Annotated in this window: 20 protein-coding genes and 1 riboswitch; of the genes, 18 read left to right on the top strand and 2 right to left on the bottom strand. The window is 37.0% G+C overall.

Annotated features, from left to right (window positions below):
* Positions 1-19 precede the first annotated feature (19 nt).
* From obgE to ACTQ45_RS03815, 7 genes are all read left to right on the top strand, one after another.
* Entirely contained in the window at positions 20-1,324 is a 1,305-nt protein-coding gene (gene obgE / locus ACTQ45_RS03845) for a GTPase ObgE (protein ID WP_441750642.1), read from the top strand.
* A 9-nt stretch (positions 1,325-1,333) separates the two neighbouring features.
* The gene (locus ACTQ45_RS03840) at positions 1,334-3,187 is read left to right on the top strand and encodes an acyltransferase family protein (protein WP_441750641.1); all 1,854 of its coding nucleotides are present in this window, start codon (positions 1,334-1,336) and stop codon (positions 3,185-3,187) included.
* Between the two features lie 138 nt (positions 3,188-3,325).
* A complete protein-coding gene (rnz, locus tag ACTQ45_RS03835; protein ID WP_441750640.1) occupies positions 3,326-4,288 on the top strand; it encodes a ribonuclease Z in 963 nt (320 codons plus the stop codon).
* Positions 4,272-5,072 carry an SDR family NAD(P)-dependent oxidoreductase gene (locus ACTQ45_RS03830; RefSeq protein ID WP_441750639.1) on the top strand — a complete coding sequence of 267 codons (801 nt, stop codon included), beginning with the start codon at positions 4,272-4,274 and terminating at the stop codon, positions 5,070-5,072. Before rnz ends, ACTQ45_RS03830 begins: the two co-directional genes overlap by 17 nt.
* Complete coding sequence (locus ACTQ45_RS03825) at positions 5,069-5,365, top strand: LapA family protein (RefSeq protein ID WP_441750638.1); 297 nt, start codon at positions 5,069-5,071, stop codon at positions 5,363-5,365. The genes ACTQ45_RS03830 and ACTQ45_RS03825 overlap by 4 nt, the downstream gene beginning before the upstream one ends.
* A 40-nt stretch (positions 5,366-5,405) precedes the next feature.
* Positions 5,406-7,769: a single-stranded-DNA-specific exonuclease RecJ gene (gene recJ / locus ACTQ45_RS03820; RefSeq protein ID WP_441750637.1), complete on the top strand. Its 2,364-nt coding sequence runs from the start codon at positions 5,406-5,408 to the stop codon at positions 7,767-7,769.
* Positions 7,766-8,278: an adenine phosphoribosyltransferase gene (locus ACTQ45_RS03815; RefSeq protein WP_441750636.1), complete on the top strand. Its 513-nt coding sequence runs from the start codon at positions 7,766-7,768 to the stop codon at positions 8,276-8,278. Before recJ ends, ACTQ45_RS03815 begins: the two co-directional genes overlap by 4 nt.
* A gap of 100 nt (positions 8,279-8,378) precedes the next feature.
* Here the strand turns inward: ACTQ45_RS03815 and lexA are convergent, their stop codons facing one another.
* Positions 8,379-8,993, bottom strand: coding sequence for a transcriptional repressor LexA (lexA, locus tag ACTQ45_RS03810; RefSeq protein ID WP_441750635.1), 615 nt, complete (start codon positions 8,991-8,993; stop codon positions 8,379-8,381).
* 89 nt (positions 8,994-9,082) lie between these two features.
* On the opposite strand from lexA, the gene ACTQ45_RS03805 reads away from it, so the two are divergent.
* The 4 genes from ACTQ45_RS03805 to ACTQ45_RS03790 all read left to right on the top strand — a co-directional run bounded on the left by ACTQ45_RS03805 (position 9,083) and on the right by ACTQ45_RS03790 (position 13,456).
* Positions 9,083-9,358: a DUF896 family protein gene (locus ACTQ45_RS03805; RefSeq protein WP_441750634.1), complete on the top strand. Its 276-nt coding sequence runs from the start codon at positions 9,083-9,085 to the stop codon at positions 9,356-9,358.
* Positions 9,359-9,462: 104 nt separating this feature from the next.
* Positions 9,463-9,675 (top strand): YneF family protein, encoded by a 213-nt coding sequence (locus tag ACTQ45_RS03800; protein WP_441750633.1) that lies wholly within the window; start codon positions 9,463-9,465, stop codon positions 9,673-9,675.
* 239 nt (positions 9,676-9,914) lie between these two features.
* A complete protein-coding gene (locus tag ACTQ45_RS03795) occupies positions 9,915-11,669 on the top strand; it encodes an ABC transporter ATP-binding protein (RefSeq protein ID WP_441750632.1) in 1,755 nt (584 codons plus the stop codon).
* On the top strand, positions 11,669-13,456 hold the full coding sequence (locus tag ACTQ45_RS03790; protein ID WP_441750631.1) for an ABC transporter ATP-binding protein: 1,788 nt from the start codon (positions 11,669-11,671) through the stop codon (positions 13,454-13,456). The genes ACTQ45_RS03795 and ACTQ45_RS03790 overlap by 1 nt, the downstream gene beginning before the upstream one ends.
* A gap of 396 nt (positions 13,457-13,852) precedes the next feature.
* Here ACTQ45_RS03790 and ACTQ45_RS03785 read toward each other — a convergent pair whose 3' ends face one another.
* Positions 13,853-14,494, bottom strand: a complete 642-nt coding sequence (locus ACTQ45_RS03785) for a lysophospholipid acyltransferase family protein (protein WP_441750630.1) — start codon at positions 14,492-14,494, stop codon at positions 13,853-13,855.
* A 97-nt stretch (positions 14,495-14,591) separates the two neighbouring features.
* Between ACTQ45_RS03785 and ACTQ45_RS03780 the strand changes: the two genes are divergently transcribed.
* The 7 genes from ACTQ45_RS03780 to dinB all read left to right on the top strand — a co-directional run bounded on the left by ACTQ45_RS03780 (position 14,592) and on the right by dinB (position 24,448).
* On the top strand, positions 14,592-15,392 hold the full coding sequence (locus tag ACTQ45_RS03780; protein ID WP_441750629.1) for a glutaminyl-peptide cyclotransferase: 801 nt from the start codon (positions 14,592-14,594) through the stop codon (positions 15,390-15,392).
* Positions 15,393-15,444: 52 nt separating this feature from the next.
* Complete coding sequence (gene tgt / locus ACTQ45_RS03775) at positions 15,445-16,590, top strand: tRNA guanosine(34) transglycosylase Tgt (RefSeq protein ID WP_441750628.1); 1,146 nt, start codon at positions 15,445-15,447, stop codon at positions 16,588-16,590.
* Between the two features lie 105 nt (positions 16,591-16,695).
* Positions 16,696-17,046 carry a preprotein translocase subunit YajC gene (gene yajC / locus ACTQ45_RS03770; protein WP_441750627.1) on the top strand — a complete coding sequence of 117 codons (351 nt, stop codon included), beginning with the start codon at positions 16,696-16,698 and terminating at the stop codon, positions 17,044-17,046.
* A gap of 384 nt (positions 17,047-17,430) precedes the next feature.
* The gene (locus ACTQ45_RS03765) at positions 17,431-18,438 is read left to right on the top strand and encodes a YeiH family protein (protein WP_441750626.1); all 1,008 of its coding nucleotides are present in this window, start codon (positions 17,431-17,433) and stop codon (positions 18,436-18,438) included.
* A gap of 628 nt (positions 18,439-19,066) precedes the next feature.
* Complete coding sequence (locus ACTQ45_RS03760; RefSeq protein ID WP_441750625.1) at positions 19,067-21,898, top strand: cation-translocating P-type ATPase; 2,832 nt, start codon at positions 19,067-19,069, stop codon at positions 21,896-21,898.
* A gap of 40 nt (positions 21,899-21,938) precedes the next feature.
* Positions 21,939-22,014: riboswitch (Fluoride riboswitch) on the top strand.
* 56 nt (positions 22,015-22,070) lie between these two features.
* Complete coding sequence (locus ACTQ45_RS03755; RefSeq protein WP_441750624.1) at positions 22,071-23,249, top strand: cation:proton antiporter domain-containing protein; 1,179 nt, start codon at positions 22,071-22,073, stop codon at positions 23,247-23,249.
* Between the two features lie 83 nt (positions 23,250-23,332).
* The gene (gene dinB, locus ACTQ45_RS03750) at positions 23,333-24,448 is read left to right on the top strand and encodes a DNA polymerase IV (RefSeq protein ID WP_441750623.1); all 1,116 of its coding nucleotides are present in this window, start codon (positions 23,333-23,335) and stop codon (positions 24,446-24,448) included.
* Position 24,449: the final 1 nt, after the last annotated feature.

Genomic DNA, 24,449 nt, shown 5'->3' with positions numbered 1-24,449 from the left:
AACGGAAGGAGTGAAGTGTATGTCTACATTTTTAGATCGTGCAAAAGTAAATGTTAGAGCCGGTAAAGGCGGAGACGGAATGGTAGCCTTTAGACGCGAGAAATATGTGCCAGATGGTGGACCAGCCGGCGGTGACGGTGGAAAAGGCGGAAGTATTATCTTTCGTGTTGATGAAGGTTTAAGAACCTTGATGGATTTTCGATATAATCGTCATTTTAAAGGTGAAAATGGACAGAATGGGATGAGTAAAAGTAAATACGGAGCAAATGCCGAAGATTTAGTTGTTAAGATCCCGCCAGGTACAATTATCAGAAATAGTGAAACTCAAGAGATTCTAGGGGATTTAGTAGAAAATGCTCAAGAATTAATAGTCGCTAGAGGAGGTCGTGGAGGTCGAGGGAATATCAAGTTCGCGACTCATAAGAACCCGGCGCCATCTATTGCTGAAAACGGAGAACCAGGTGAAGAGTTTGAATTAGAACTAGAGTTAAAAGTTCTTGCTGATGTTGGATTAATCGGCTATCCAAGTGTAGGTAAATCTACCTTACTTTCTGTTATTAGTAATGCTAAACCTAAAGTAGCAGATTACCAATTTACGACATTAGTACCTAATTTAGGTGTTGTTAAATTAAAAGTGGATCAAGAATTTGTTGTGGCTGATATGCCTGGTTTAATTGAGGGAGCATCTGAAGGTGTTGGTCTTGGAATAAACTTTTTACGTCATATTGAGCGAACCAAAGTCCTTATACATGTTTTAGATGTGTCAGAAACTCACGGCCGTGATGTTTTCCAAGATTTCTTAGACATCATGCATGAATTATCTAACTATAATGAAAAATTATTGTTACGCCCAATGATCATTGTGGCGAATAAGATGGATGAGGCGATTTCTGCTGAAAACCTAGTAACATTTAAAGAAAAATTAGCTGAGCATTATGCTGAATTAAATCAAGAAATGCCAGAAATTTTCGAAATTAGTGCTTGGCAAAACAAAGGTCTTCAACCATTATTGCAAAGAACTTACCAATTAGTACAAACTTCTGATTTTATCTCTTTAGAAAATGAAGTAGAAGAGAAAGTACATTACACATTGGATGACGACGATGCCTTTGAAATTGAAGAACTTGAACCAGGACACTGGCTAATTACTGGACGCAAGATTGAAAAACTTTATGCGATGACTAACATGGCTCATGATGAAAGTATCGCTCGCTTTGCACGCCAAATGCGTGGAATGGGAATTGACGATGAATTACGTCGTTTAGGGGCACAGAATGGAGATACTATTCAACTATCAGATTTCTACTTCGAGTTTATGGATTAGGTGAAAGCTATGGATCACAAACAAGTTAATGCGCCAGTCAAAAGATTAGCTATATTTGACGGATTAAAAGGTGTGTCAATTTTGACCATTATTGGTTATTATTTCTTTGAACATATCGTTCCAGGTGGATTCCTTGCTGTTAATTTATTCTTATTTATTGCAGGATTCTTTAATTTCAGAAGTTTATATTCAGCAAATGTGAGAGGTGAAAGTTTAAATGTTTTAAATTTTTACCGATTACGCTTTGGCCGTCTTTTTTATCCAATGTTATCCATGATTGCTGTGACGATAACTTATATTCTGTTGTTTGCAAGAGATTATTTATTTAATATTAGAAACATGGCCGTCTCGGCTTTGTTTTTCTTCAATAACTATTATCAAATTATTAATAATCAATCTTATTTTGTACAAGCAGCAAATCCAAGTCCCTTCACACATCTATGGTACGTAGCACTTTATGGTCAATTAATACTTTTAGTTCCTATCATGATAAAATTGTTTTACTCTTGGCATAAAAAACCAGGAACAACTGCAAATATTCTGTTAATCATTTCAGTATTATCGGCAGTCTTACTTGGCTATTTGTATAAAGAAGGACAGGATCCAACAAGAATTTATTATGGATTATTAACGAGAGCGTCTGCATTTACTTTTGGTGGAGCTGTAGGCTTGTTGTATCCCGTGAAGTTGGTACCTAAACCAATGAATGCTAAAGTCAAAGTTCTATTTAACTGCTTAGGTTTAGTGGCATTTGTGTTAGCTTTCTTTATGGTGAAATTTATGTACGGTACTCATGCTTTTGCCTACCAATTCGGAATGACTTTATTCACATTGGTCAGTGCAATCTTGGTTATGTCATCAATTCATCCAGCAACAATTTGGAATAAGTTTTTCAGTTTAGGAATCTTTACATTTTTTGGTAAAAGAAGTTTTTCATACTACTTATGGTTTTATCCAGTATATTTAATTGTTTCTAGGCATTTATCGTTCTTTAACACAAATATCTATTTAAATTTTTTAGTGCAATTTTTAGTTATTATGATTCTAAGTGAAGTAACTTATCGCTTATTTGAAATTAAACAATGGAGCTTACCCATTGGACAAGATTTTAACTTGAAAAAATCAAGATATCAATTCAACTATTTAAGAAATAATCCGAATAGTTTAACGGGTATTAAGATAGCAACTGGTAGTTATGTTTTTGTGTTGATAATGGGATTAGTAGGGGTTATAGCTTCTCCCGAAGAACGTAGCCAGACGGCACAGAACCTTCAAGATGTCATTGAAGCTAATCAAACGGTTGCCCAGCAAACTCAAACGTTAGATACTGAAACAGTTAAAGTGGTAAATAATATTGAAGGCTTGACCCAACAAGAACTACTGTTTGCCAATGGCCTAGATATTAGTTTTATTGGTGATTCGGTCTTGTTAGCTAGTACATCAGAAATCCAAAGTGTGTTTCCAAAAGCTGTTGTAGATGGAGAAGTAGGACGCCAATTATATAATAGTTTTTCTGTATTAGAGTCTATGAAACAAAACGACTTACTCAAACCAACGGTCGTTACAATGTTAGGTTCCAACGGAACGTTCACAACCGCGCAGCTTAATGACTATATTGAGGCGGTTGGAACAGATAGAGATCATTATATCTTAACGGTACATGTAAATAGAGCATGGACTGATGACGCAAATAGACAAATTTATGCAGCCGCTCAACGTTATGGGAATGTAAAATTAATTGATTGGGCAGGATACGCTAATGATCATCCGGAATGGTATGCAGATGCTGGTATTCATCCTAATGATGTGGGTGGTTTGGAATTAGCGAAGTTAATCGCGAAAGAAATTTATCGCCAACGATAAAATTAATAGTTAAGGGTGATGATTAATCCGGACTTTTATAGTAAGTAGACTCGCGTTTTTTCGACCTGTCTATTACTTAAAGGGTCCGGATTTAATTTTCAATTAAAAATGGATGAATTGTTAGGAAGTGTTAAAAAGATGAAATTACAATTTTTAGGTACTGGAGCAGGAGTTCCGGGAAGAATTAGAAACGTTAGTGCCTTAGTTTTAAAGTTACTTGATGAATTGAATGAGATTTGGTTATTTGATTGTGGCGAAGCAACTCAACATCAAATTTTAAAAACGACAATTAAGCCACGTAAAATTACGAAAGTTTTTATTACACATATGCACGGTGATCATATTTATGGTTTGCCAGGCTTTCTAAGTAGTCGATCTTTTCAAGGCGGCGATGGTCCGTTAACTATTTATGGCCCGCCGGGCATTCGTCAATTTATTCAAACGACATTAAAACTATCAAAAACAAAATTATTATATAGTTTGAAAATCATTGAGTTAGATCCTAATGGTGGAACCCTTAATTTGAATAAGGGGTGGACAGTTGATTATTTACCTTTAGAACATGGTGTGCTTTCTTTTGGCTATCGTGTGACTGAACCTGATTCTGTTGGTGAGTTACTGGTAGATTTATTGGCCCCTTATCAAATTCCCAATGGGCCAATTTTTGGTAAGATAAAGCGTGGAGAAGAAGTGACCTTAGCTGATGGTACTGTTATAAATGGTAAAGACTTTGTTGCTCCTGATCGTAAAGGGAAAATTGTGACGATTTTAGGCGACACACGACAATGTACTAATATTCCACTTCTGGCGCAAGGTGCTGATGTCTTAGTACATGAAGCGACCCATGAAAGTAAAGAAGCTCAAATGGCGCATGATTATTACCATTCCACAAATGTTCAAGCAGCGAAAGTTGCCGCAAAAGCTAACGTTAAACAATTATATTTAAACCACATAAGTGCGCGATATATGGGACAAGATATTAGAGAATTGGAAATGGAAGCTAAACATTATTTCAAAGCAACTAAGATTGTATTCGACTTGGAAGAATATAATTTAAATTATGTGAATTCTGAGGAGATAATGAATGAAACTGCTGAATAAAGTTGTTTTAATCACAGGAGCATCGAGTGGGATTGGTCGCGAAACTGCTCATCAAGCTGCGCGTGAAGGTGCAAATTTAGTTATCGTAGCTCGTCGTAAAGAACAGTTGAGAGAATTGGCTGATGAAATAAAAAAAGATTATAATGTAAATATTCTGATGATTTGTGCTGATTTAAGTCAATCGACACAAATTGAACGAGTAGTCGCCAAGACGAAGCAACATTGTGGCAGAATAGATTATTTAGTAAATTCTGCAGGTTTTGGAGAATTTAAACCTGCCTTAGAATTTACTTATGGTGAGATCGAAGCCATGTTTAAAATAAATACATTTGCTATGATGTATTTGAGTCAATTAGTCGCACAAGTGATGATTGAACAAAGAGAAGGTCAAATTGTTTTCATATCTTCAATATCAGGAAAGTTGTCGACGCCTTCATCAAGTGTGTATTCAGCTACTAAATCTGCTATAATCGGTTATGCTGACTCGCTTAGATTGGAATTAAGACGATTTGGCATAGGGATTACGACGATTAATCCTGGCCCAGTCAAAACACCCTTCTTTTCTCATTCAGATGAATTAGGAAGTTATTATCAACGCATTGAACAATTTGCTTTAGAAACAGATTACGTAGCGAACAAAGTAATCCAAGCGATGACCCATAATGCAAGAGAAATAACGATACCTTTTGCTTTAAAAATGGCAGCCTTTGTATCACCTTTAGTCCCACATATTAGTGACTTTCTAAAGGAACACCTGTTTAATTTCAAGGAGGAAATATCATGAGAGAACCTTGGAGAATACTACTATCTTTATTTAGTTTAATTTTTGTGGTCATTTTTGCAGTTCAAAATACTGCGAATGTGACCGTTAATCTATTCTTCATTAATATTACTGTCCCACTTGTTATGGTCATTTTGATTACGCTTATTATTGGTGTAATTGTAGGCCTATTGGTCTCTATTGCTTCAGTTAGTAGAACTCGAAAGAAAATTAAAGCATTAGAGCAAACAGTTGCTAGTTTGACAAGTGAACAAGCAACTAAAGAAATATCTACGGAGTCAGTTGTTGAAGGGTGACTATCACTTAAGAAAAGACAAAGTAAATTGAGGTCTTAATATGAATTTAGCAAAATATGACTGGAAGATGACAAGTTCTTCCGGTGAACTAGAAGAAGAAATACATGCATTACAAGCAGCAGGCTTGAAATATTCGCCTGCTTTTTTGCGTTTATGTTTAAATCGTGGCTTAAAAAGTCCAGAACAGATTGAACAAGCGATAAACCAAACGCCTCAACTCTATCATAATCCATTTGAATTATATCAAATGGAGCTTGCTGTGAAGAGGCTACAGACTGCCGTCGAAAATGAAGAACGAATACTCATTTACGGTGATTATGATGCGGATGGTATCACAAGTACTCTAATACTTTATGAAACGCTTGAAATGATTGGTGCTCATGTCGAGTATTATTTGCCTAATCGTTTGACAGATGGTTATGGTCCCAACAGTGAGCGTTATCGAGAATTTATCGAAGCGGGTATACAATTAATACTAACGTGTGATAATGGTGTCGCAGGGCATGACGCGATTGATTTAGCTAATGAACTTGGAGTAGACGTCATAGTTTCCGATCACCATGAGATTCAAGAAACTTTACCTAATGCGTATGCGGTCATACACCCTAAACATCCGCAAGGTCAATATCCTTTTGGCGAATTAAGTGGGGCTGGAGTCGCCTTAAAAATTTCACATGCACTACTAGACGAAATTGCTCCGGAAGCGGTAGAATTAGCTGCCATTGGGACGTTGTGTGACATGGTGTCGTTGACAGACGAGAATCGAACAATTGTTTTAGGTGGTTTACAATTAGTAGCGGACACTCATCGTTTAGGCTTAAAAATGCTCTTAGAAGATCAAAAAGTTGATTTAACTAAAGTAGACGTTGATACAGTGGGCTTTGTTATAGGACCTCGTTTGAATGCGATAGGACGTTTAGGTGATCCAACGCCTGCTTTAGAATTATTAAAAACGTTCGATGAGACCGAAGCTGACCGACTTGTTCTGTTAATTAATGATAAAAACTCTCAGCGCCAAGCGATGGTTAAAGATATTCAAACTCAAGTTGAGGAAAGAATGGAACAGTATGAAGAGATTCCTGATGTAATTGTTGAAGCGGATGCTTCTTGGCAAGCGGGGGTATTGGGAATTGTAGCGAGTCGATTGAAAGAAAAATATAACCGACCGACCATTCTATTCCAATATCTAGAAGATAAGCAAGTGTATAAAGGGAGTGGGCGAAGCGTTAATAGTGTTAATATTTTTGCTTGGTTAACGGAAGTTAAAGAGACGATTGCTTATTATGGCGGTCATAGTCAAGCCGCTGGACTTACAGTCAATTCTTCTGAATGGTTGAATTTTAAATCGGCACTGGCTTCATTAGCTAATCAGAATGAAGCCTTGATTCGTCAACCAGAGGAACTAAAAGTCGATATGGTAATAAAACCATCGGAAGCCACTGTCAAATTTATCGAAGAAATTGAATTATTAGGACCTTTTGGAATGGATAATGCTAAACCTGTATTCGAATTCGAGGATGTAACGGTTCAAGAAAAACGTTTAATTGGTGCTGATAAAACACATGTTAAACTCTCTATTGCTGAGAAAGATAGTAAAGAATCCGCTTTAAATTGTGTGGCTTTTTCAAAAGCGACACAATTTGAAGGTGTTGAAGCTAATTCAATCATTTCAATTGTAGGCACCTTATCCATTAATGAATGGCGTCATTTGGTTAATCCCCAATTGATGGTAACAGATATGGGCGTCAATCAGTCACAGTGGCTAGATTATCGATCAAGTAAAATAGATCCTCAACTTTTAAAAGTTAATGGGGCGATTTATTTATTTAAACACTCTAAGTTAGCTGAGTGTTATAAAGAATCTTTACCTAAGAATAGCCGTGTCGAACTATATGCCAACATCAACGAAGAATTGCTAAATGAGTTAGTCAATGACGTGAGTTATAAAAAACTAGTCATTATGGAACCACCGCAAAGTCTAGAAACGTTACTGATTTTGTTAAAGCAAAAGGATTGGTCTCATATTTATTTAGGATCATTTATTCAAGAATCTAAGTATACTGCTGGAGAGCCGACACGTGAAGAATTTGCTGTTTTATACCGTTGGTTAAGCAAGCAAACGGCATTTCATTTGCGACAAAACCTCTCTAAAATGAGTGAACTATTAAAAATATCCATAACTAGATTAAAATTGATGATTGTTGTGTTTTTTGAAGCGGAATTTGTTACAATAAAAGATGGCTTTGTTGCATTTAATAGAGAACACTCGAAAGAGGCTGTTGATTTGTTTACTATGCCGGCATTCGAGCGTTACCGACAAGAAATGCAAGTCGAAGCAATAATGAATTACCAGACTTTATCAGATATTAAAAGATATTTCGAGGAGAATGAAAAAAGATCATGAATTTAAAAGACTATATTGCAAAAGTTGAAAATTATCCAGAAGAAGGAATAATTTTCCGTGACATCACACCATTAATGGCTGATGGAGATGCTTTTAAAGAAGCGACACAACAAATTGTTAATTATGCTAAAGAGTTAGGTGCTGACGTAGTTGTTGGGCCAGAAGCTCGTGGATTCATTGTAGGTTGTCCTGTAGCCTATGCTTTAGAGATTGGATTTGTACCTGTGCGTAAGAAAGGCAAATTACCAAGAGAAGTCATTGAGGTTGATTATTCATTAGAGTATGGTAGCAATACTTTGACAATGCATAAAGATGCTCTGCAACCAGGTCAAAAAGTATTAATTACTGATGATTTATTAGCAACAGGTGGTACAATCAAAGCAACGATCGATTTAGTTGAAAAATTAGGTGGAGTTGTCGTTGGCTGTGCATTCTTAATTGAATTAGAAGAATTAAATGGCCGTGATAAAATTTCTGGTTACGACATTAAAACACTAATGACTTACTAAACTACACACAAAAAAAAACGAACAAAGCGTGTAGAGCTGAAGCAATTTGCTTCCTCTATATGCCTTGTTCGCTTATTTGTAAAGATACTCAACTAATAATCTAGAAGCGTCGAAACAGGCTGACAACTTTACCTAATACGGTAACTGAATTTAAAATAATGTCATCCATATAATCATTTTCTGGTCTTAAGACGTAATGATCGGTTTTTTTAAAGAATGTCTTACAAGTAACTTCTTCTTCTTCTGTCATAGCAATGACGATTTCACCATTGTTGGCAGACGTTTGGCGTCTAACAGTTATGATATCGCCGTCCATAATACCCGCATTAACCATACTTTCGCCTTTTATTTCAAGCATAAATAATTCGCTTGGATCATAAGGTAACTCTGGTGGTATTGGATAGAAGGCAACCGCATCTTCAACTGCAAGAATTGGCGCACCAGCAGCAACTCTTCCTAATAAAGGAACTTGTACAGGTCCAACGCCAAGCAAATCAATTGAAGCTTGTGTTAATTCAAGAGCGCGTGTTTTACTAGAATCTTTAATTAAATAGCCAGCTTTTTCTAATCTAGATAGATGTCCGTGTACTGTCGAAGTTGAGGATAAGCCAACTGACGAACCAATTTCGCGAACAGTAGGTGGATAACCATTTTCCTCAATGTTATCATAAATACATTGTAGGATTGTCATTTGTTTCGTTGACAATTTAGCCATTGGAATCAACTCATTTCATTTTTGTTATTATTATTATATCAGAAACGTTTTTCAATGACAAACAAACGTTCGTAAAAAGGAGGATTTACATGTTAGAGAAAGATAAAATGGAGAGAATTAATGAATTAGCCCGCAAGAAAAAAGCTGAAGGTTTAAATGAAGCTGAATTAGCTGAACAAAAAGTGCTAAGAGAAGAATATATCGAAAATTTACGTTTCGGTATGCGTAATCATATCGAAGGAATCAAGGTCGTCGATGAAGATGGAACTGATTTAACTCCTGATAAAGTGAAAGAAATCCAAAAAGCTAAAAAACTTCATGGCCGTCACCTTCAACACTTCTTCGATAAGAAGAATAAAAAGTAAAATAAATTTAGTTTATCGTCTGCTTCTTGTGAAAATATACTATGAAAAACAGATGAACTTTAGTAAACTATAACTACATGATATTTAGAAAGTGAGGTTTATATATGCCAACAATCGCTTGGATTTTTATTGTTTTACTAGCTTTAGTAGCTGGTGCAGTGGGAGGATTCTTTTTAGCTCGTCGTTATATGATGAAGTATTTTAAAGAAAACCCACCAATTGACGAAAGAATGATTTCTCAAATGATGGCTCAGATGGGTCAAAAGCCATCTAAAAAGAAAGTTGAACAAATTATGCGTTCAATGAAACAGCAGTAATTAAAGTTTTGCAGGGGTTGTCCGTTTGTTCGGATTAACTCCTGTTTTCTTTTTATAAAATTTGAGAGATAGATGATATTTAGTCTGTTTAAAAGGTAGAGTTAAAGAACAATTTGCTTAGGAGAGGTATCGCGTATTTATAAGCTGATTGCTTTGTTTACTCACAAAAAGAGTGATAAACTTATTCATGGACTATTTAATTAATAATTAAATCATATAAATCAGAAAGGGTGGATAGTTTGGATATATTTTCTAGGTTAGCTTGGTTTTTTAAGCAAGAAAAATGGGCTTATATAACAGGAGCCTCGATGTTAGTTTTAGTAGGATTGTTAGCCGGGATTGTGCCAATGATTATAGCGACAGTAATTGATGGAATGACTGACGGTAGCTTAACGCCGACTGTCTTATTTTTTTGGGTAGTGGCAATCATTGTCATCTCAATACTACAATATGCAATGCGTTACGTGTGGCGAATTAATATTTTTGGTACGTCAGCAAAATTAGAAAAAATTTTACGTCAGCGATTATTCAATCATTTTACAAAGATGGATTCCATTTTTTATCAAAAGTACCGAACAGGAGACTTGATGGCTCATGCAACGAATGACTTAGGCGCCATTCGCATGGTTGCTGGTGGTGGAATCTTAACGATGGTCGATTCATTGACACAAGGTATTATTACGCTATTTATGATGTTTTGGGCCATTGATTGGCAATTGAGTTTAATGGTTATCATTCCTTTACCGATTTTAGCTATTTCAATACGTTTAATTGGTAAGAAAATGCATTATCACTTTAGACGTGCTCAAGAAGCCTTCTCTTCTTTGAATGATAAAGTACAAGAAAGTGTTACTGGTATAAAAGTAATTAAAACATTTGGTGAAGAAGAATTGGACAGTATCGATTTTAAAAATATGACCGCAACCGTAGTAGCTAAAAATAAATCAGTTTATTTTTATGATGCATTGTTCCGCCCAACGATTCAATTAATTATGGGTGTTTGTACGATTATCGGCTTGTTTTATGGTGGTTTTTTAGTAACACAAGGGCAAATCACTGTTGGTTTATTAGTGGCTTTTCTAAACTACATTACCCGCATGTCTTGGCCAATGGTGGCAATCGGGCGGTTGTTTAATATTATCGAACGTGGCTCAGCCAGTTATGACCGTATTATGGAATTATTAAAAGAGGAAACAAATGTTGTGGAAGCAGCCGATCCTGTGACTTCTCCGATTGATGGTGATCTAAATTTTGCTGTCGAACGTTTTACTTATCCTCAAACAAAAGAACCTATGCTGAAAGATGTGCACTTTACTATTCCTCAAGGACATACTTTAGGCATAGTAGGTAAAACAGGTTCAGGGAAAACGACAATATTCAAATTACTTATGCGAGACTATGATCAATACAAAGGAACTATTCGTTTCAATGGGATTGATATGAAAGCATATGCCTTAGATGTTTTACTGGGATCGATTGGTTATGTTCCACAAGATAACTTTTTATTTTCAACGACAATCAGAGATAATATTCGCTTTGCTGATCCAACTGCCTCTCAAGAGCGTGTGGAAACAGCTGCTCGATTAACGAGTGTACACGAAGATATTATCGGCTTTCCTGAAGGGTATGATACCTTAGTAGGAGAGCGTGGCGTGGCTTTATCAGGTGGTCAAAAACAAAGAATATCGATGGCGCGAGCGATCATTAATTCACCATCCTTATTAATTTTAGATGATTCTTTATCTGCAGTTGATGCAAAAACGGAAGAAGCGATATTAAGTTCGATTAAGACCAATCGACAGAATAAAACGACGATTATTTCAGCTCACCGTATCAGTAGTGTAATGCATGCCAATGAGATTATCGTTTTAGATAAAGGTGAAATTGTTGAAAGAGGCACCCACTATGAGCTGTTACAACAGGATGGTTGGTACAAACAAATGTATGAAAAACAACAATTAGAAGCATTATTAAATGAAGGAGGCGCACAGTAATGGCACAAGCAAAAGATTTTCAATCCGCATGGACTAAGAAAATGACAATGCGTGACCAGTATCAGGTAACCAAGAGAATTATGCAGTTTGCCAAACCTTACTGGAAAGAATTTTTATTAGCGCTCGTTTTTTCTGCAGGTCAAATTGTGGCGACTGTTTTCATGCCGCGAGTGATTCAATCCTATATTGACCAATACTTGTCAACATCCTCAGCAACCACGCAAACCGCCATATTATTTACTGCCCTGTACGCATTTTTACTAGTCATACAAGGGATTTCAAACTATTTTTCTACATATATCTTTAGTATGGCCTCTGAAAAAACGGTTGAAAATATTCGTAATGTTATTTTTGATAAAGTCGTTCATTTAGGGATGCGCTATTTTGACCAAACACCGGGCGGCTCAATTGTCTCGCGAGTGACGAATGATACAGAGACGATCAAACAGTTTTGGAATGTATTCTTTGCAATCTTTGAAGGCTTTGCAACGATTATTGCTGTCTTTATCGGTATGTGGAGTCTGAATCAAACGATGGCTTTATATTTCTTATTATTTGTACCATTAATGGTTTTTGCAATTTGGCTCTACCAAAATTATAGTACACGAATCTATCGTCAATTACGTGAAAACTTAAGTCGTTTAAATACTAAGATTAATGAATCAATTTTAGGGATGTCAGTTATTCAGCATTTAAGACAAGAAAAACGGACAATGGCTGAATTCGAAGAGCAAAATGAAAACCAATATAAAGGACATCTAGCAATGGTTCGTATGAATGCTTTGCTTTTAAATTCGGTTATTAACCTTTTTGAAGGCTTATCAATTGCCTTAGTCTTTTATATTCTTGGTAATCAATATTTTGATGGTTTGATTGAAGTGGGGATTGTCTATGCCTTTACTCAATATTCAGCAAACTTCTTCAGACCGATGGGAATGATGATGGATAATTTGTCCTTCTTACAAGACGGTGTCGTGTCTAGTTCGCGAATTTTGCGTGTGTTAGATCATGAAGAACATGTACCAGAACAACTAATCAATCCAGCTGCAAGCATCACAGATGCAAAGATTGAATTCAAAGACTTAACCTTCTCCTATGACGGTGAACAAGATGTGTTAAGTAACATTAGTTTTACTGTGAATCCCGGCGAGACAGTTGCATTAGTCGGACATACTGGTAGTGGGAAAAGTTCGATTATCAATGTCTTGATGCGATTTTATGAGTTTAAATCAGGTGATGTCTTGATTGATGGGCATAGTATTCGTGAATTTCCTTACGAAGCTTTACGTGAACAAGTTGGTTTGGTTTTACAAGATAGCTTCTTGTTCTACGGGGATGTTTCAAGAAACATCCGTCTACTCGAGCGAGGTATTTCAGATTATACAGTAAGAGACGCTGCACGCTTCGTTAATGCGGATACCTTTATTGAAGCAGATCCAGCTGGCTATAAAAAACGTGTCATTGAGCGTGGTGCTAGTTATTCAAGTGGTCAGAAACAATTGATATCCTTTGCCAGAACTATGGCACGTGAACCGAAGATATTAATTTTAGATGAAGCAACAGCGAATATTGATACTGAAACCGAAGAATATATTCAGAATAGTCTTCAGAAGATGCGTAAGAATCGTACCACGATTGCGATTGCTCACCGTTTAAGTACCATTCGTGATGCCAACCAAATCATCGTCCTCGATAAAGGGCGCATCATTGAAAAAGGAACGCATGATGAACTGATTGAATTAGGCGGTACCTACTTCCAGATGTACCGTCTGCAAAGTATGAATTAAAGAATAGACCTAGTGGTTGGCCAAGAAGGCGAATTACTAGGTTATTTTTATTTACATAAGAGACCATAAGTTTAAAGAGCTAACTAACTGGAACTCCGTCCAAAATTGAGGGGAATCGCCTCGACCGCCCGATTTTTTAGATTGATTTTGTTAACATGTTAATTCAATTTACCAATCGATCGATTAAAATTATTCTGCCACTCAAACACATTAAAGCACAAACAAGTACGGATTGTATGCAATTCACCAAGTTTTCCATGGTTCTTTATTAAGTATTATTTGTTAACCTTTTAGAAAGGATTTCAAACTAACCAAAAAACCGCAGTGAAATCTCAAATGGATTTCACTGCAGTTTTTACTGTCATTCATTCAATAAAAGTGTAAATAATCGAGCTTTTATTTATCTTTTTTAACGGGTGGTATATACTTGTAATTAGGTGTTAGTTGTTGATCCAATTGATCAAAACGAATCGCAATTAAGTTGTCCACGTCAGCTAATTTAGTTTTATCATACTTCACCGTTTCGTCATAAGCAATCGGTTCGCCGAAAGCTAACTTAATTTTTTTACGTTTGAAAAAATCAGCGGTATTCAGAGTCGGTTGAATCGCAACGGGGACAATATCATTTTTGCTTAACCGTTGAATGAAAGCTGTTCCACCTTTAATTTCAGTTGAATAGCGTGTACCTGAAGGGAAAATCCCTAGGTTCAGATGATCTTCATTCATTACTTTTACAGCGTGTTTAATGGTACGTGGCGACGTTTTTTCACGGTTAACCGGAAATACATTTAACTTTGGTAGAACATAAGCCATCAGTTTATTATTAAATAGCGTATCTTTGCCCATAAAAGCCACTTTTTTACCAAGAGGGTATATCGCAAAGGCTAAATATAAAGGGTCTAATAATGAGCGGTGTGTGCCTGCAAATACCACCACTTTGTCCTTCGGAACGTTCTCAAGGCCCTCGTAGTGAGGTTTACCATTAAAAAGATACATAACCGCACGGACGATTACAATTGCAATATCATAGAATGTCATTCGTTTATTCCTTTCGTTGTTACATTAGTTTAATTTTACCAATTATTCAGTGAATAGCCAATAGATAAACGAATAATAATAGTTAGGAGATGCGAAAATGACAAGCAAACGACGAGTCACATTGTGCCTATTGTATGGGCTGTTGATTTCAGTATTGGGAGAAACCTACGTCAATGCCCAAGAATCGATTAATTTACTGGCGCTTTATCCTAGTGATCAAACAGCTTTCACGCAAGGATTTGAAGTCCATCCAGAACTTGAGCCACAACAGTTGTTACTCGGAACAGGGCTGTATGGTGAGTCTAGTATAGGAATTCTGGATCTCGAAACAGGCGACTATCAAATAATAGAAACTTTAGATAAACAATATTTCGCAGAGGGCTTAACACTTACTGAAAATGCTATTTGGCAATTGACTTGGAAAGAAGGAACGGCCTTTAAGCGAGCCTTAAACAGTTTTGAAGTCTTGGAGACAGCAAACTATACAGGACAGGGCTGGGGGCTGGCATACGATGAGAAACGCCAAGTCCTATGGATGTCAGACGGGACTAGTCAATTAAGTCTGAGAGACCCAGATAGTTTTGACTTATTAGACACACTAGAAGTAACTTATAAACAACAATCAATCGGCAATCTAAATGAATTAGAATTCGCCAACGACATGATTTATGCAAATATTTGGTTAACAGACCAAATTGTTGCCATTAATCCAGAAAATGGACAGATCGAACAGATCTATGATTTAAAAGCCTTAATTGAACAAGTCAATCAAAAATTTTCAGCAGAAGAAGTTGCTAACATGGACGTCTTAAATGGGATTGCCCATAAAGAAAACAATGTCTTTTATTTAACTGGCAAACAATATCCCTATGTATTAGAAGTTGAATTACCACGCTAAGTTTACTATAATTATGTGTTGAGTACATTGTTTTAGACAGAAAGGAAGCATTATGACAGAATCAGCAATTCGTTATGAATTAATTAAAGAAGAAAAAAATACGGGTGCCCGTTTAGGCATCTTACATACACCACAAGGTAGTTTTGAAACACCCATCTATATGCCAGTTGGGACATTAGCAACCGTTAAAGGTCTTTCGCCTGAAGAATTAAAAGACATGGGAGCAGAAATTGTTCTGAGCAATACATATCACTTATGGTTACGCCCAGGTGAAGACATTGTCGAGGAGGCAGGTGGCTTACATAAATTTATGAACTGGGATCGAGGCATTCTAACAGATTCCGGTGGTTTTCAAGTTTTCTCCTTAAGTGACATGCGTCGCATTGAAGAAGAGGGGGTACACTTTAGAAACCATATTAATGGAGCTAAATTATTCTTATCACCTGAAAAGGCAATTCAAATTGAAAATGCACTAGGTGCAGATATTATTATGAGTTTTGACGAGTGCCCGCCATTCGACCAAACATACGACTATGTAAAAAAATCAATCGAACGTACGACACGCTGGGCTGAACGTGGGATGGAAGCACATAAAAACCCATCGACACAAGCGCTTTTTGGTATTATGCAAGGGGCAGGCTACAAAGACCTACGTTTACAACATGCACGCGACTTAGCGTCAATGAACTTTCCTGGTTACTCAATTGGAGGCCTATCAGTTGGTGAAACGAAAGAAGAAATGAATGAAGTACTGGATTACTTAACGCCTGTGATGCCAAAAGATAAGCCACGTTACTTAATGGGTGTTGGCTCACCCGACGCATTAATTGACGGAGTGATTCGAGGCGTTGACATGTTTGATTGTGTCTTAGCCACAAGAATTGCAAGAAATGGCACTTGTATGACCACATATGGCCGTTTAGTCGTTAAAAATGCGAAGTACGCCCGTGACTTTAGACCCATCGACGAGCATTGTGATTGCTACACATGTCGCAATTATACAAGAGCTTATATCCGTCACTTAATTAAAACGGATGAAATTTTTGGTATGCGCCTAACATCGATTCATAATGTTCACTTTCTATTGAAATTAATGAAAGATGTTCGTGAGAATATTAAAAACGATTCATTATTGGAATTTAGAGAAGATTTCTTCGAACGCTATGGCTATAATAAAGAAAATGCTAAAAGTTTTTAATATATTGAGTAAATTTTAAACGAATTTTCAATTAAACAATAGCATGTAATGCCTTTTTTTGTTAGACTAATTTAGGAAGCATTTTTTTTGAAGGTAGGTGAAATAATGGAACTTTTAGTAAGTTTATTACCCATGGTCGTACTTTTTGCGGTGATGTACTTTTTAATGATTCGTCCACAGAAGAAGCAAGCGGATAAAAAACGTCAAATGATCGACGCGATGAAACACGGCGACGGAGTAGTAACAATCGGTGGATTACACGGTATCATTGATGAAGTCAATCAAGCAAACCGTACTGTCGTTTTAGATTGTGAAGGCATTTATTTAACATTTGAACTAAGTGCAATCGCAACAGTAAAAGCGAGCACACCAACAAACGAAACAACAGTTGAAGACCTACAAGCAGATGCTGAGTATACTGACTCAGACGAATTTGCCGAAGAAGGCACAAACTAAAAATCGATAGCGTCCTTATGGGCGCTTTTTTTAATGGTCAAACCAGTGCTTTTTGTGGGGAAAAGTTTTCTAATAGTTATATTCGATAACATGGCGAATGAGAAAGTTAAAAGCGACCAATCAAAAGCGAAATATAAAACGCGAGTCGCATGCTAAAGCTTTCTGCAGAATCTTCTTTAGTTGCCATCATTATATTGAAATATTCACTAAGCAAACGTATAATCAGAAGATATCCATTATAATTAAAGAAATATAAACTAAAACAAAAGCATATTGTTTTTGATTAATTAGAAAAAAATTAGCCGGCTAACACGCTTTTTAGCGAATATATCGTGTGGTCTGTCATTGATTATTAATTTAGTCTTGACTTAGGAAGGAATTATTATGAAAAATAGAATACTGACAATTATTTCTCTAGCAATTGTAACATGGCTAGCCCTGTTTATTGGAAAACAAATTCCATTACTCGGGAGCTCTATTTCAGCTATTTTAATAGGTGCCATTATCCGACATACACCGCTATTTGATCTATTAGATAAGGCGGTGACAAAGTTCGTCTCGTCCTATTTATTGAAGACGGGAATTGTCTTATTAGGTTTTACCTTATCTCTAAGGATCTTAAACGAAGTCGGCCTCAATATTTTAGTCATTATTGCAGCGGTGATTATCGTGTCAATTCTAACCAGCGTCTTAGTCAATAAGGGGCTAAAAGTCGATAATAAACTCGCCTTGCTGATTGGAATTGGGACCTCGATTTGTGGAGGATCTGCCATCATAGCAGCCGCCCCAATTATTGAAGTAGAAGATGATGATATTGCGGTATCGATTACCACAATGTTCATCTTTTCAATGCTCGCTTTATTCCTTTTACCGACCTTGGGTGTCATGTTCAGCTTTAGTAACCAACTATACGGCATTTTAGCTGGAGTCGCTGTCAATGACACAGCGTCCGTAGTAGCGACTGCCTTTGATTGGCACCTAGAAGCAGGGAATATTGCGACGGTTGTCAAACTGGTACGTACATTATTTATTGTACCGGTGACTGTCGGGATGATTCACTACAAATATTTACAAACGGCTAAAGAAGCAAAGGAAAATGGCACAAGTAAGTTAAGGATTGATTGGAAGCAAATTCAAAGTACGATTCCAATGTTTGTGGTGTTTTTTGTAGCGGCAGTCATCGTAGCAAGTTTAGTGTCGTTACCTGCAACATTAACAAGTGTTATTAGTCAAATCAGTAAAATTTTTATGACAATCGCTTTGATTACGATTGGGCTCGGTGTCCATATTAAGCAGATTCAAAAGGCAGGCATCAAACCTGTCATTCTAGGGGCAGCTTGCTGGTTAGCTGTTGTGACAATCAGTGTGGGGCTAATTATGGTAATGTATTAAGCGATAAAAGACGTCGGTAGGAAAGCTGCTGACGTCTTTTATTTATGGAGAATTCGCCAACACACTTAAAAAAACTCATCAATATTCCCGTCTCACATCGTGACGTTAAGAGCGACGGATTCTACAGAGTGTTTCACATCGTGGCTCTAATCACCACGATGTGGAAACGTAAATAAACACTGTTTTGCCTGCAAATACTAGTCGTTTGTCTGTATTTTCGTCAGAAAAGCCCTGAATCGGCCATCTCACATCGTGGCGTCATGAGCGACGGATTCTGCAGAGTGTCTCACATCGTGATTCTAGATACTACGTGTTGTTTTGCTATTCTTAATTCAAATTACGATACAAGTTAAACTTGATAATCCTACTTAAAAGTAACAATTATATATTCATCAATTTTTTACTAGCTTAATCAAAATTCGAATGACTTTCAATTGCGTCTCAGAGGTGATTAAGGCAATAATCAACAGATAGCTAATAATAAGTTCGGGAATATTTTTATTAAAATTAGGCATGCATGAGCTAAATAATATAGCTGAAATTGAGTGTGTGTTATATTATTTATATAGAAATTAAATAGTAGTTTTGTTCGTAAAGACAGAATGTAATTGAAGGAAGGGGATATATTATGTCAGAATATTTTTATCAATCCGTTGATCGAGTTGAAAAAGAATTTGAAACTTCCATCAACAAAGGGTTAACTCAAGAAGAGGTCGAAAAAAGACGAGAAAAGTATGGAGCGAATGAATTAGAACAAGATGATCAAAAGAATGCTTGGATTATTCTATTAGAAAACATAAATAATATTATTGTTTATTTATTAGGCGGAGCTGCTTTATTATCATTTATTATGGGGGATTATATTGAAGCGGTGGCAGTTTTATTAGCGGTTGTATTAGCTGTATTAACTGGCTTTGTAGTAGAGTTGCGTGCTCAAAAATCTGTCAATTCTTTACAAAAAATGATTTACACCAAAACAAAAGTTTTGAGAAATGGAACCACTGATGAAATTGAATCGGGAGAGCTGTTACCTGGTGATATTATGTTATTAGAAGAAGGCGATGCTATTGCAGCGGATGGTAGGATAGTAGAGGCGAATAATTTTGCGGTCATCGAATCAGCATTGACTGGTGAATCAGAGGCAGTCGATAAAAACGCCGAAGACATTGAAGCGGATGATGTGCCATTAGGAGACAGATCAAATATGGTCTTTTCTGGAACAGCAGTCACGCGAGGCAAAGCCACAGTTATTGTAACTGGAACGGGAATGGAAACCGAAGTCGGGAAAATTTCTGACTTAATGAGTGGAGATAGTGATGATACAACACCATTAGATAAAGAAATAGATCAATTAGGTACCGCCCTCATTATCGTAGCATTTCTTGCTGCCGCAGCGGTTTTAGTTATTGGCTTAATGACGGGCCAAGAGTGGACTGAAATGTTACATATTGCCATTATATTGGCAGTTGCTGCTATACCAGAAGCGATGCCAGCAGTCCAAACAATTACTTTGTCGCGTGGCATGAAGACGATGTCCGAGTATAAAGCCCTTGTTAAAAGTTTATCGGCTGTTGAAACCTTAGGTTCAACGTCAGTGATTGCGAGTGATAAAACGGGGACCTTAACCGAAAATCAAATGATGGTGGCTCGAGTAGTGTTGGATGAAGACCGTGAGTATACAATCACAGGAAAAGGTTATGAACCTCAAGGTAAAATTGAAATGGCTGATGAAGTCCTTGAATTGTCAGTAGAGGATAGTAATCAGGCCGATGAACATGAACTGTTGCTAAAAATGATTCGCAACGGACTGATGAGTAGCAATGCTAAGCTGCGTCAAGGTAGTGAATCAACCGATGACAGCGAGTCAAACGGTAAAGCTGAGCAATCAACAGATCAAACAAAGAAGGATGATTCATCTAACAAAACAAAAGGTGAATATGAAGTGTTAGGCGATCCCACAGATGGAGCGTTAGTTGTCCTAGCCAGAAAAATTGATTTAACTCGTCGGCAGCTACGAGAGGAAAATTGGGAGAAAACGAATGAGATGCCTTTCGATTCAAGTAATAAATATATGGCGGTACTATATAATGGACCGACACCAAAAATTATTATTAAAGGTGCTGTCGATGTACTTGTTGCCTTAGCAAACGAAACTAAGGCAAGCGTTGACTACTGGAGAGAAAAAAATGAACAACTAGCTGGCGAAGGGATGCGCGTCATTGCCATTGCCGAAGTTCCAGTTGAACAAGTAGAAGGCGTGGAGGCACAAAGTGATAAAGAATTAGAATCGATACTAGAGGACAACATCGATAGTTTTAAAATCATGGGACTCTTTGGTATTATTGATCCACCGCGACAAGATGTTAAAGAAGCGATTGAAATAACACAATCCGCGGGAATCGATGTTAAAATGATCACAGGAGATCATCCAAAAACAGCATCGGTCATAGCGTCGCAAATTGGTCTGAACAATGCAGAAAGAACAATGACTGGTAAAGAAATCGATGAAGCGGTTAATGCAGACGACTTCTTAGATCGCATTAGAAGAGTAGCTGTCTTTGCCCGTGTCTCACCGGAGAATAAACTTCAAATCATTGATGCACTCAGAGGAGACGGTGACGTCGTTGCGATGACTGGTGACGGAGTGAATGATGCGCCTGCTTTAAATGGAGCAGATATTGGAATTGCCATGGGCATTAGAGGAACAGAAGTTGCCAAAGATGCTTCTGATATGATTCTAACCGATGATCGATTTTCTTCGATAGTAGATGCAGTTCGAGAAGGGCGAATCATTTTTGCAAATATCAAGAAGTATGTATCTTTCTTGTTTGCCTGCAATATGGTTGAAATCATCACCATTTTAATGACGATTCTATTTTTACTCCCCGTGCCAATTCGTCCACTCCACGTTTTATTCCTAAACCTATTGATCGATATTGGTCCAGCAATTACCTTAGCCTTTGAACCTGCTGAAGATGACGTCATGAAGCACCCGCCTCGTGATAATAAGAGTGGGCTAGTAAATAAGGCTTTCCTCAGCAGAATCACAATTAATGGCGTTATTCTAGGGTTGACTGCCTTTGGAGTTTTCAATGTGTTCCATCATTTTTCAGAAGAATCACTTGCTTACGCTCAAACAGCTACATTTACCTTTATGGCGTTTGCCCAGTTACTGCACATTTTAAATGTGCGACACGAGCAATCGTTTGGCTTAGATAAAAGCTTATTGGAAAATAAGTATTTAATTGGAGCAATCATCTTTTCAGCTGTCCTTCAAGTGATGGTCGTATATCTTCCTTGGTTGCAACAAGTATTTGGTACAGAAGCCTTGAGTCTGACTGCATGGGGGATTATTCTTTCAGTTGCGATAGCTGCAACGGTAGTCGTACATTTTTCAAAACAATTGATGTTAAAATGGAACAAAGAATCAGATAAGAAACATCCATTGACAAAGGACTAAAAGAAGATTGCTAACGACTGAACAATATGCTAAACTATGATTAATAAAAGGGAATGAAGTTCTCCCTGGCTAAGTTTAGCCGAACCGCTTGTTAAGCTGATGACTTCTGCAATTAATTTTAATTGCGGGAGTGTCGGCTTTTTTTTCATTCTCGCGACAAAGGAGAATCGTTATGTTATATAGTTTGGCTTTAATGATTTTAGTTGGTTTGTGTCTGAGTCGTCTGATGGAACGAGTAAATATGCCGCCTCTGATAGGTATGTTGTTTACAGGGGGGTTATTAGGACCTTCCGTTTTAAATTTAATCAGTCCAACAATTTTATCGATATCATCTGATTTAAGACAAATTGCCTTAATCATTATTCTGATGCGAGCAGGCTTAGCATTGGATGTTGGTGACCTAAAGAAAGTAGGGCGTCCCGCCTTTTTCATGAGTTTTCTTCCGGCGACTTTTGAAATAATCTTGACGATAGTGGTTGCACCTTTAGTGTTTGATATATCATATACTGAAGCAGCGATTCTTGGAACAGTGTTAGGAGCGGTTTCTCCAGCAGTGGTTGTGCCACAAATGCTGAAGTTGCTTGAAAAAGGTTACGGTAGAAAAGCAGGAGTACCACAATTAATTTTGGCAGGCGCTTCGGTTGATGATATTTACGTAATTGTCTGGTTTTCAACTTTTATGGAAATTTATCAAAGTGGCCATTTTTCTGTGTGTTTATTGTTAACGGTTCCGATTGCGATCGTGGTCGGTAGTCTATTTGGCTTCTTAGTAGGCAGTATACTTGTCAAACTGTTTAAAAGAGTAGACATACGAGACACTATCAAAATATTAATTATTCTCGCGCTGGCACTTGCTTTAGTAGCTTTAGAAAGATCAGTCCAAGCTTGGTTGCCGATGTCGGGCTTGTTAGCAGTTATGGTTTTGGGTATCACTCTCTTACAACAATATGGCACTTTAGCTAAAAGACTTTCAGAACGATTTTCGAAAATCTGGATTGCAGCTGAATTAATGCTGTTTATTTTAGTAGGGGCGTCTGTTGATTTGGTTTATGTGGCAAATGCAGGCTTATTAGCGATCCTTTTAATCCTCTTGGCTTTGATTTTTCGAAGTGTTGGCGTGTTTATGTCATTAATGAAAACACAGTTAACGATTAAAGAAAGAATCTTTTGTGCGATTGCTTATTTACCTAAGGCAACGGTACAAGCAGCAATCGGAGGGTTACCTTTAGCAGCTAATGTAGGTGCTGGAAAATTAATACTAACAGTCGCTGTCCTTGCAATTCTTGTGACAGCACCACTTGGTGCGATTGGAATTGACCAGACTTATTCAAAATTACTAGACAAAGAATAATCTCAGTCTATTAAAGAACATTACGGCAACAACCGCTTGATAAAGCGAACGAACGTTTGTATAATTAAGTAGGGGGTGAGACAATGCAATACGGTATATTAAGGTTTGAAGAGCCAAAGCCTGATACGTCGAGGAAGATTTTACATGTTGATATGGATGCTTTTTATGCTAGTATTGAGATGCGCGATAATCCGAAATTGGCGAATAAACCAGTCGTGATTGCAAAGCATCCTAATTTAACAGAAGGGCGTGGAATTGTCTCAACTTGTAACTACATGGCGAGACAATATGGCGTCCATTCGGCAATGTCTTCTTTAGAAGCTTATAAACGTTGTCCGCATGCAGTGTTTATTCATGGTAATATGCAACATTATGTCGAAGTATCTGCACAGATTCGACAAATCTTCTATCAATATACTGACCAAGTCGAACCCTTATCTCTGGATGAAGCTTATTTAGATGTAACAGAAAATAAAAAAGGATTGAAAAGTGCCATAAAAATTGCCCGGATGATTCAACAACAAATATTAGAAGATATAGGTTTAACATGCTCAATTGGAGTATCTTATAATAAATTTATCGCAAAAGTGGCTTCTGATTATCATAAACCCTTTGGCATGACTTTGGTTAAACCAGATGAGGCAGTAGAGTTTTTAAAGCAATTACCGATTGAGGATTTTTACGGTGTAGGCCGAAAATCAGTGCCAACTTTTCATCATCATGAAATTTTTAAAGGTGAAGATCTATTTAAATGGAAACTTGATGACTTGATTAAGCAATTTGGAAAAATGGGTTATTCTTTATTTTTTAAAGTCAGGGGAATTCATAATGCCCCAGTTAAAAGTCATCGCGAACGTAAGTCGATCGGAACAGAGACAACCTTTAGTAAGTTTCTAGAGACGGATGCAGATGTATTGACGATATTTGACCGTTTAACCCAAAAGGTTGCGAATAAACTACAGGAAAAAGGCTTGAAAGCTCAAACAATAACAATTAAAATTAGGTATGATGATTTTGAAACGTTCACGAGACAAATGCAATTATCGACACCATCTGATCAATTTGAAGAGTGTATCCGTGTGGTCAAGCACTTATGGCAAACTCATGGTAATTTGGACCGCACAGTTCGTTTGCTTGGTGTCTCTGTTTCTAAATTTGAAGATTTAGAATTTTCATCAATACAATTAGAATTGGAGTGAT

Source organism: Fundicoccus sp. Sow4_D5 (assembly GCF_052116365.1).
In the GTDB taxonomy this organism is placed as follows: domain Bacteria; phylum Bacillota; class Bacilli; order Lactobacillales; family Aerococcaceae; genus Fundicoccus.
This window is presented reverse-complemented; position numbering and strand designations above follow the sequence as displayed.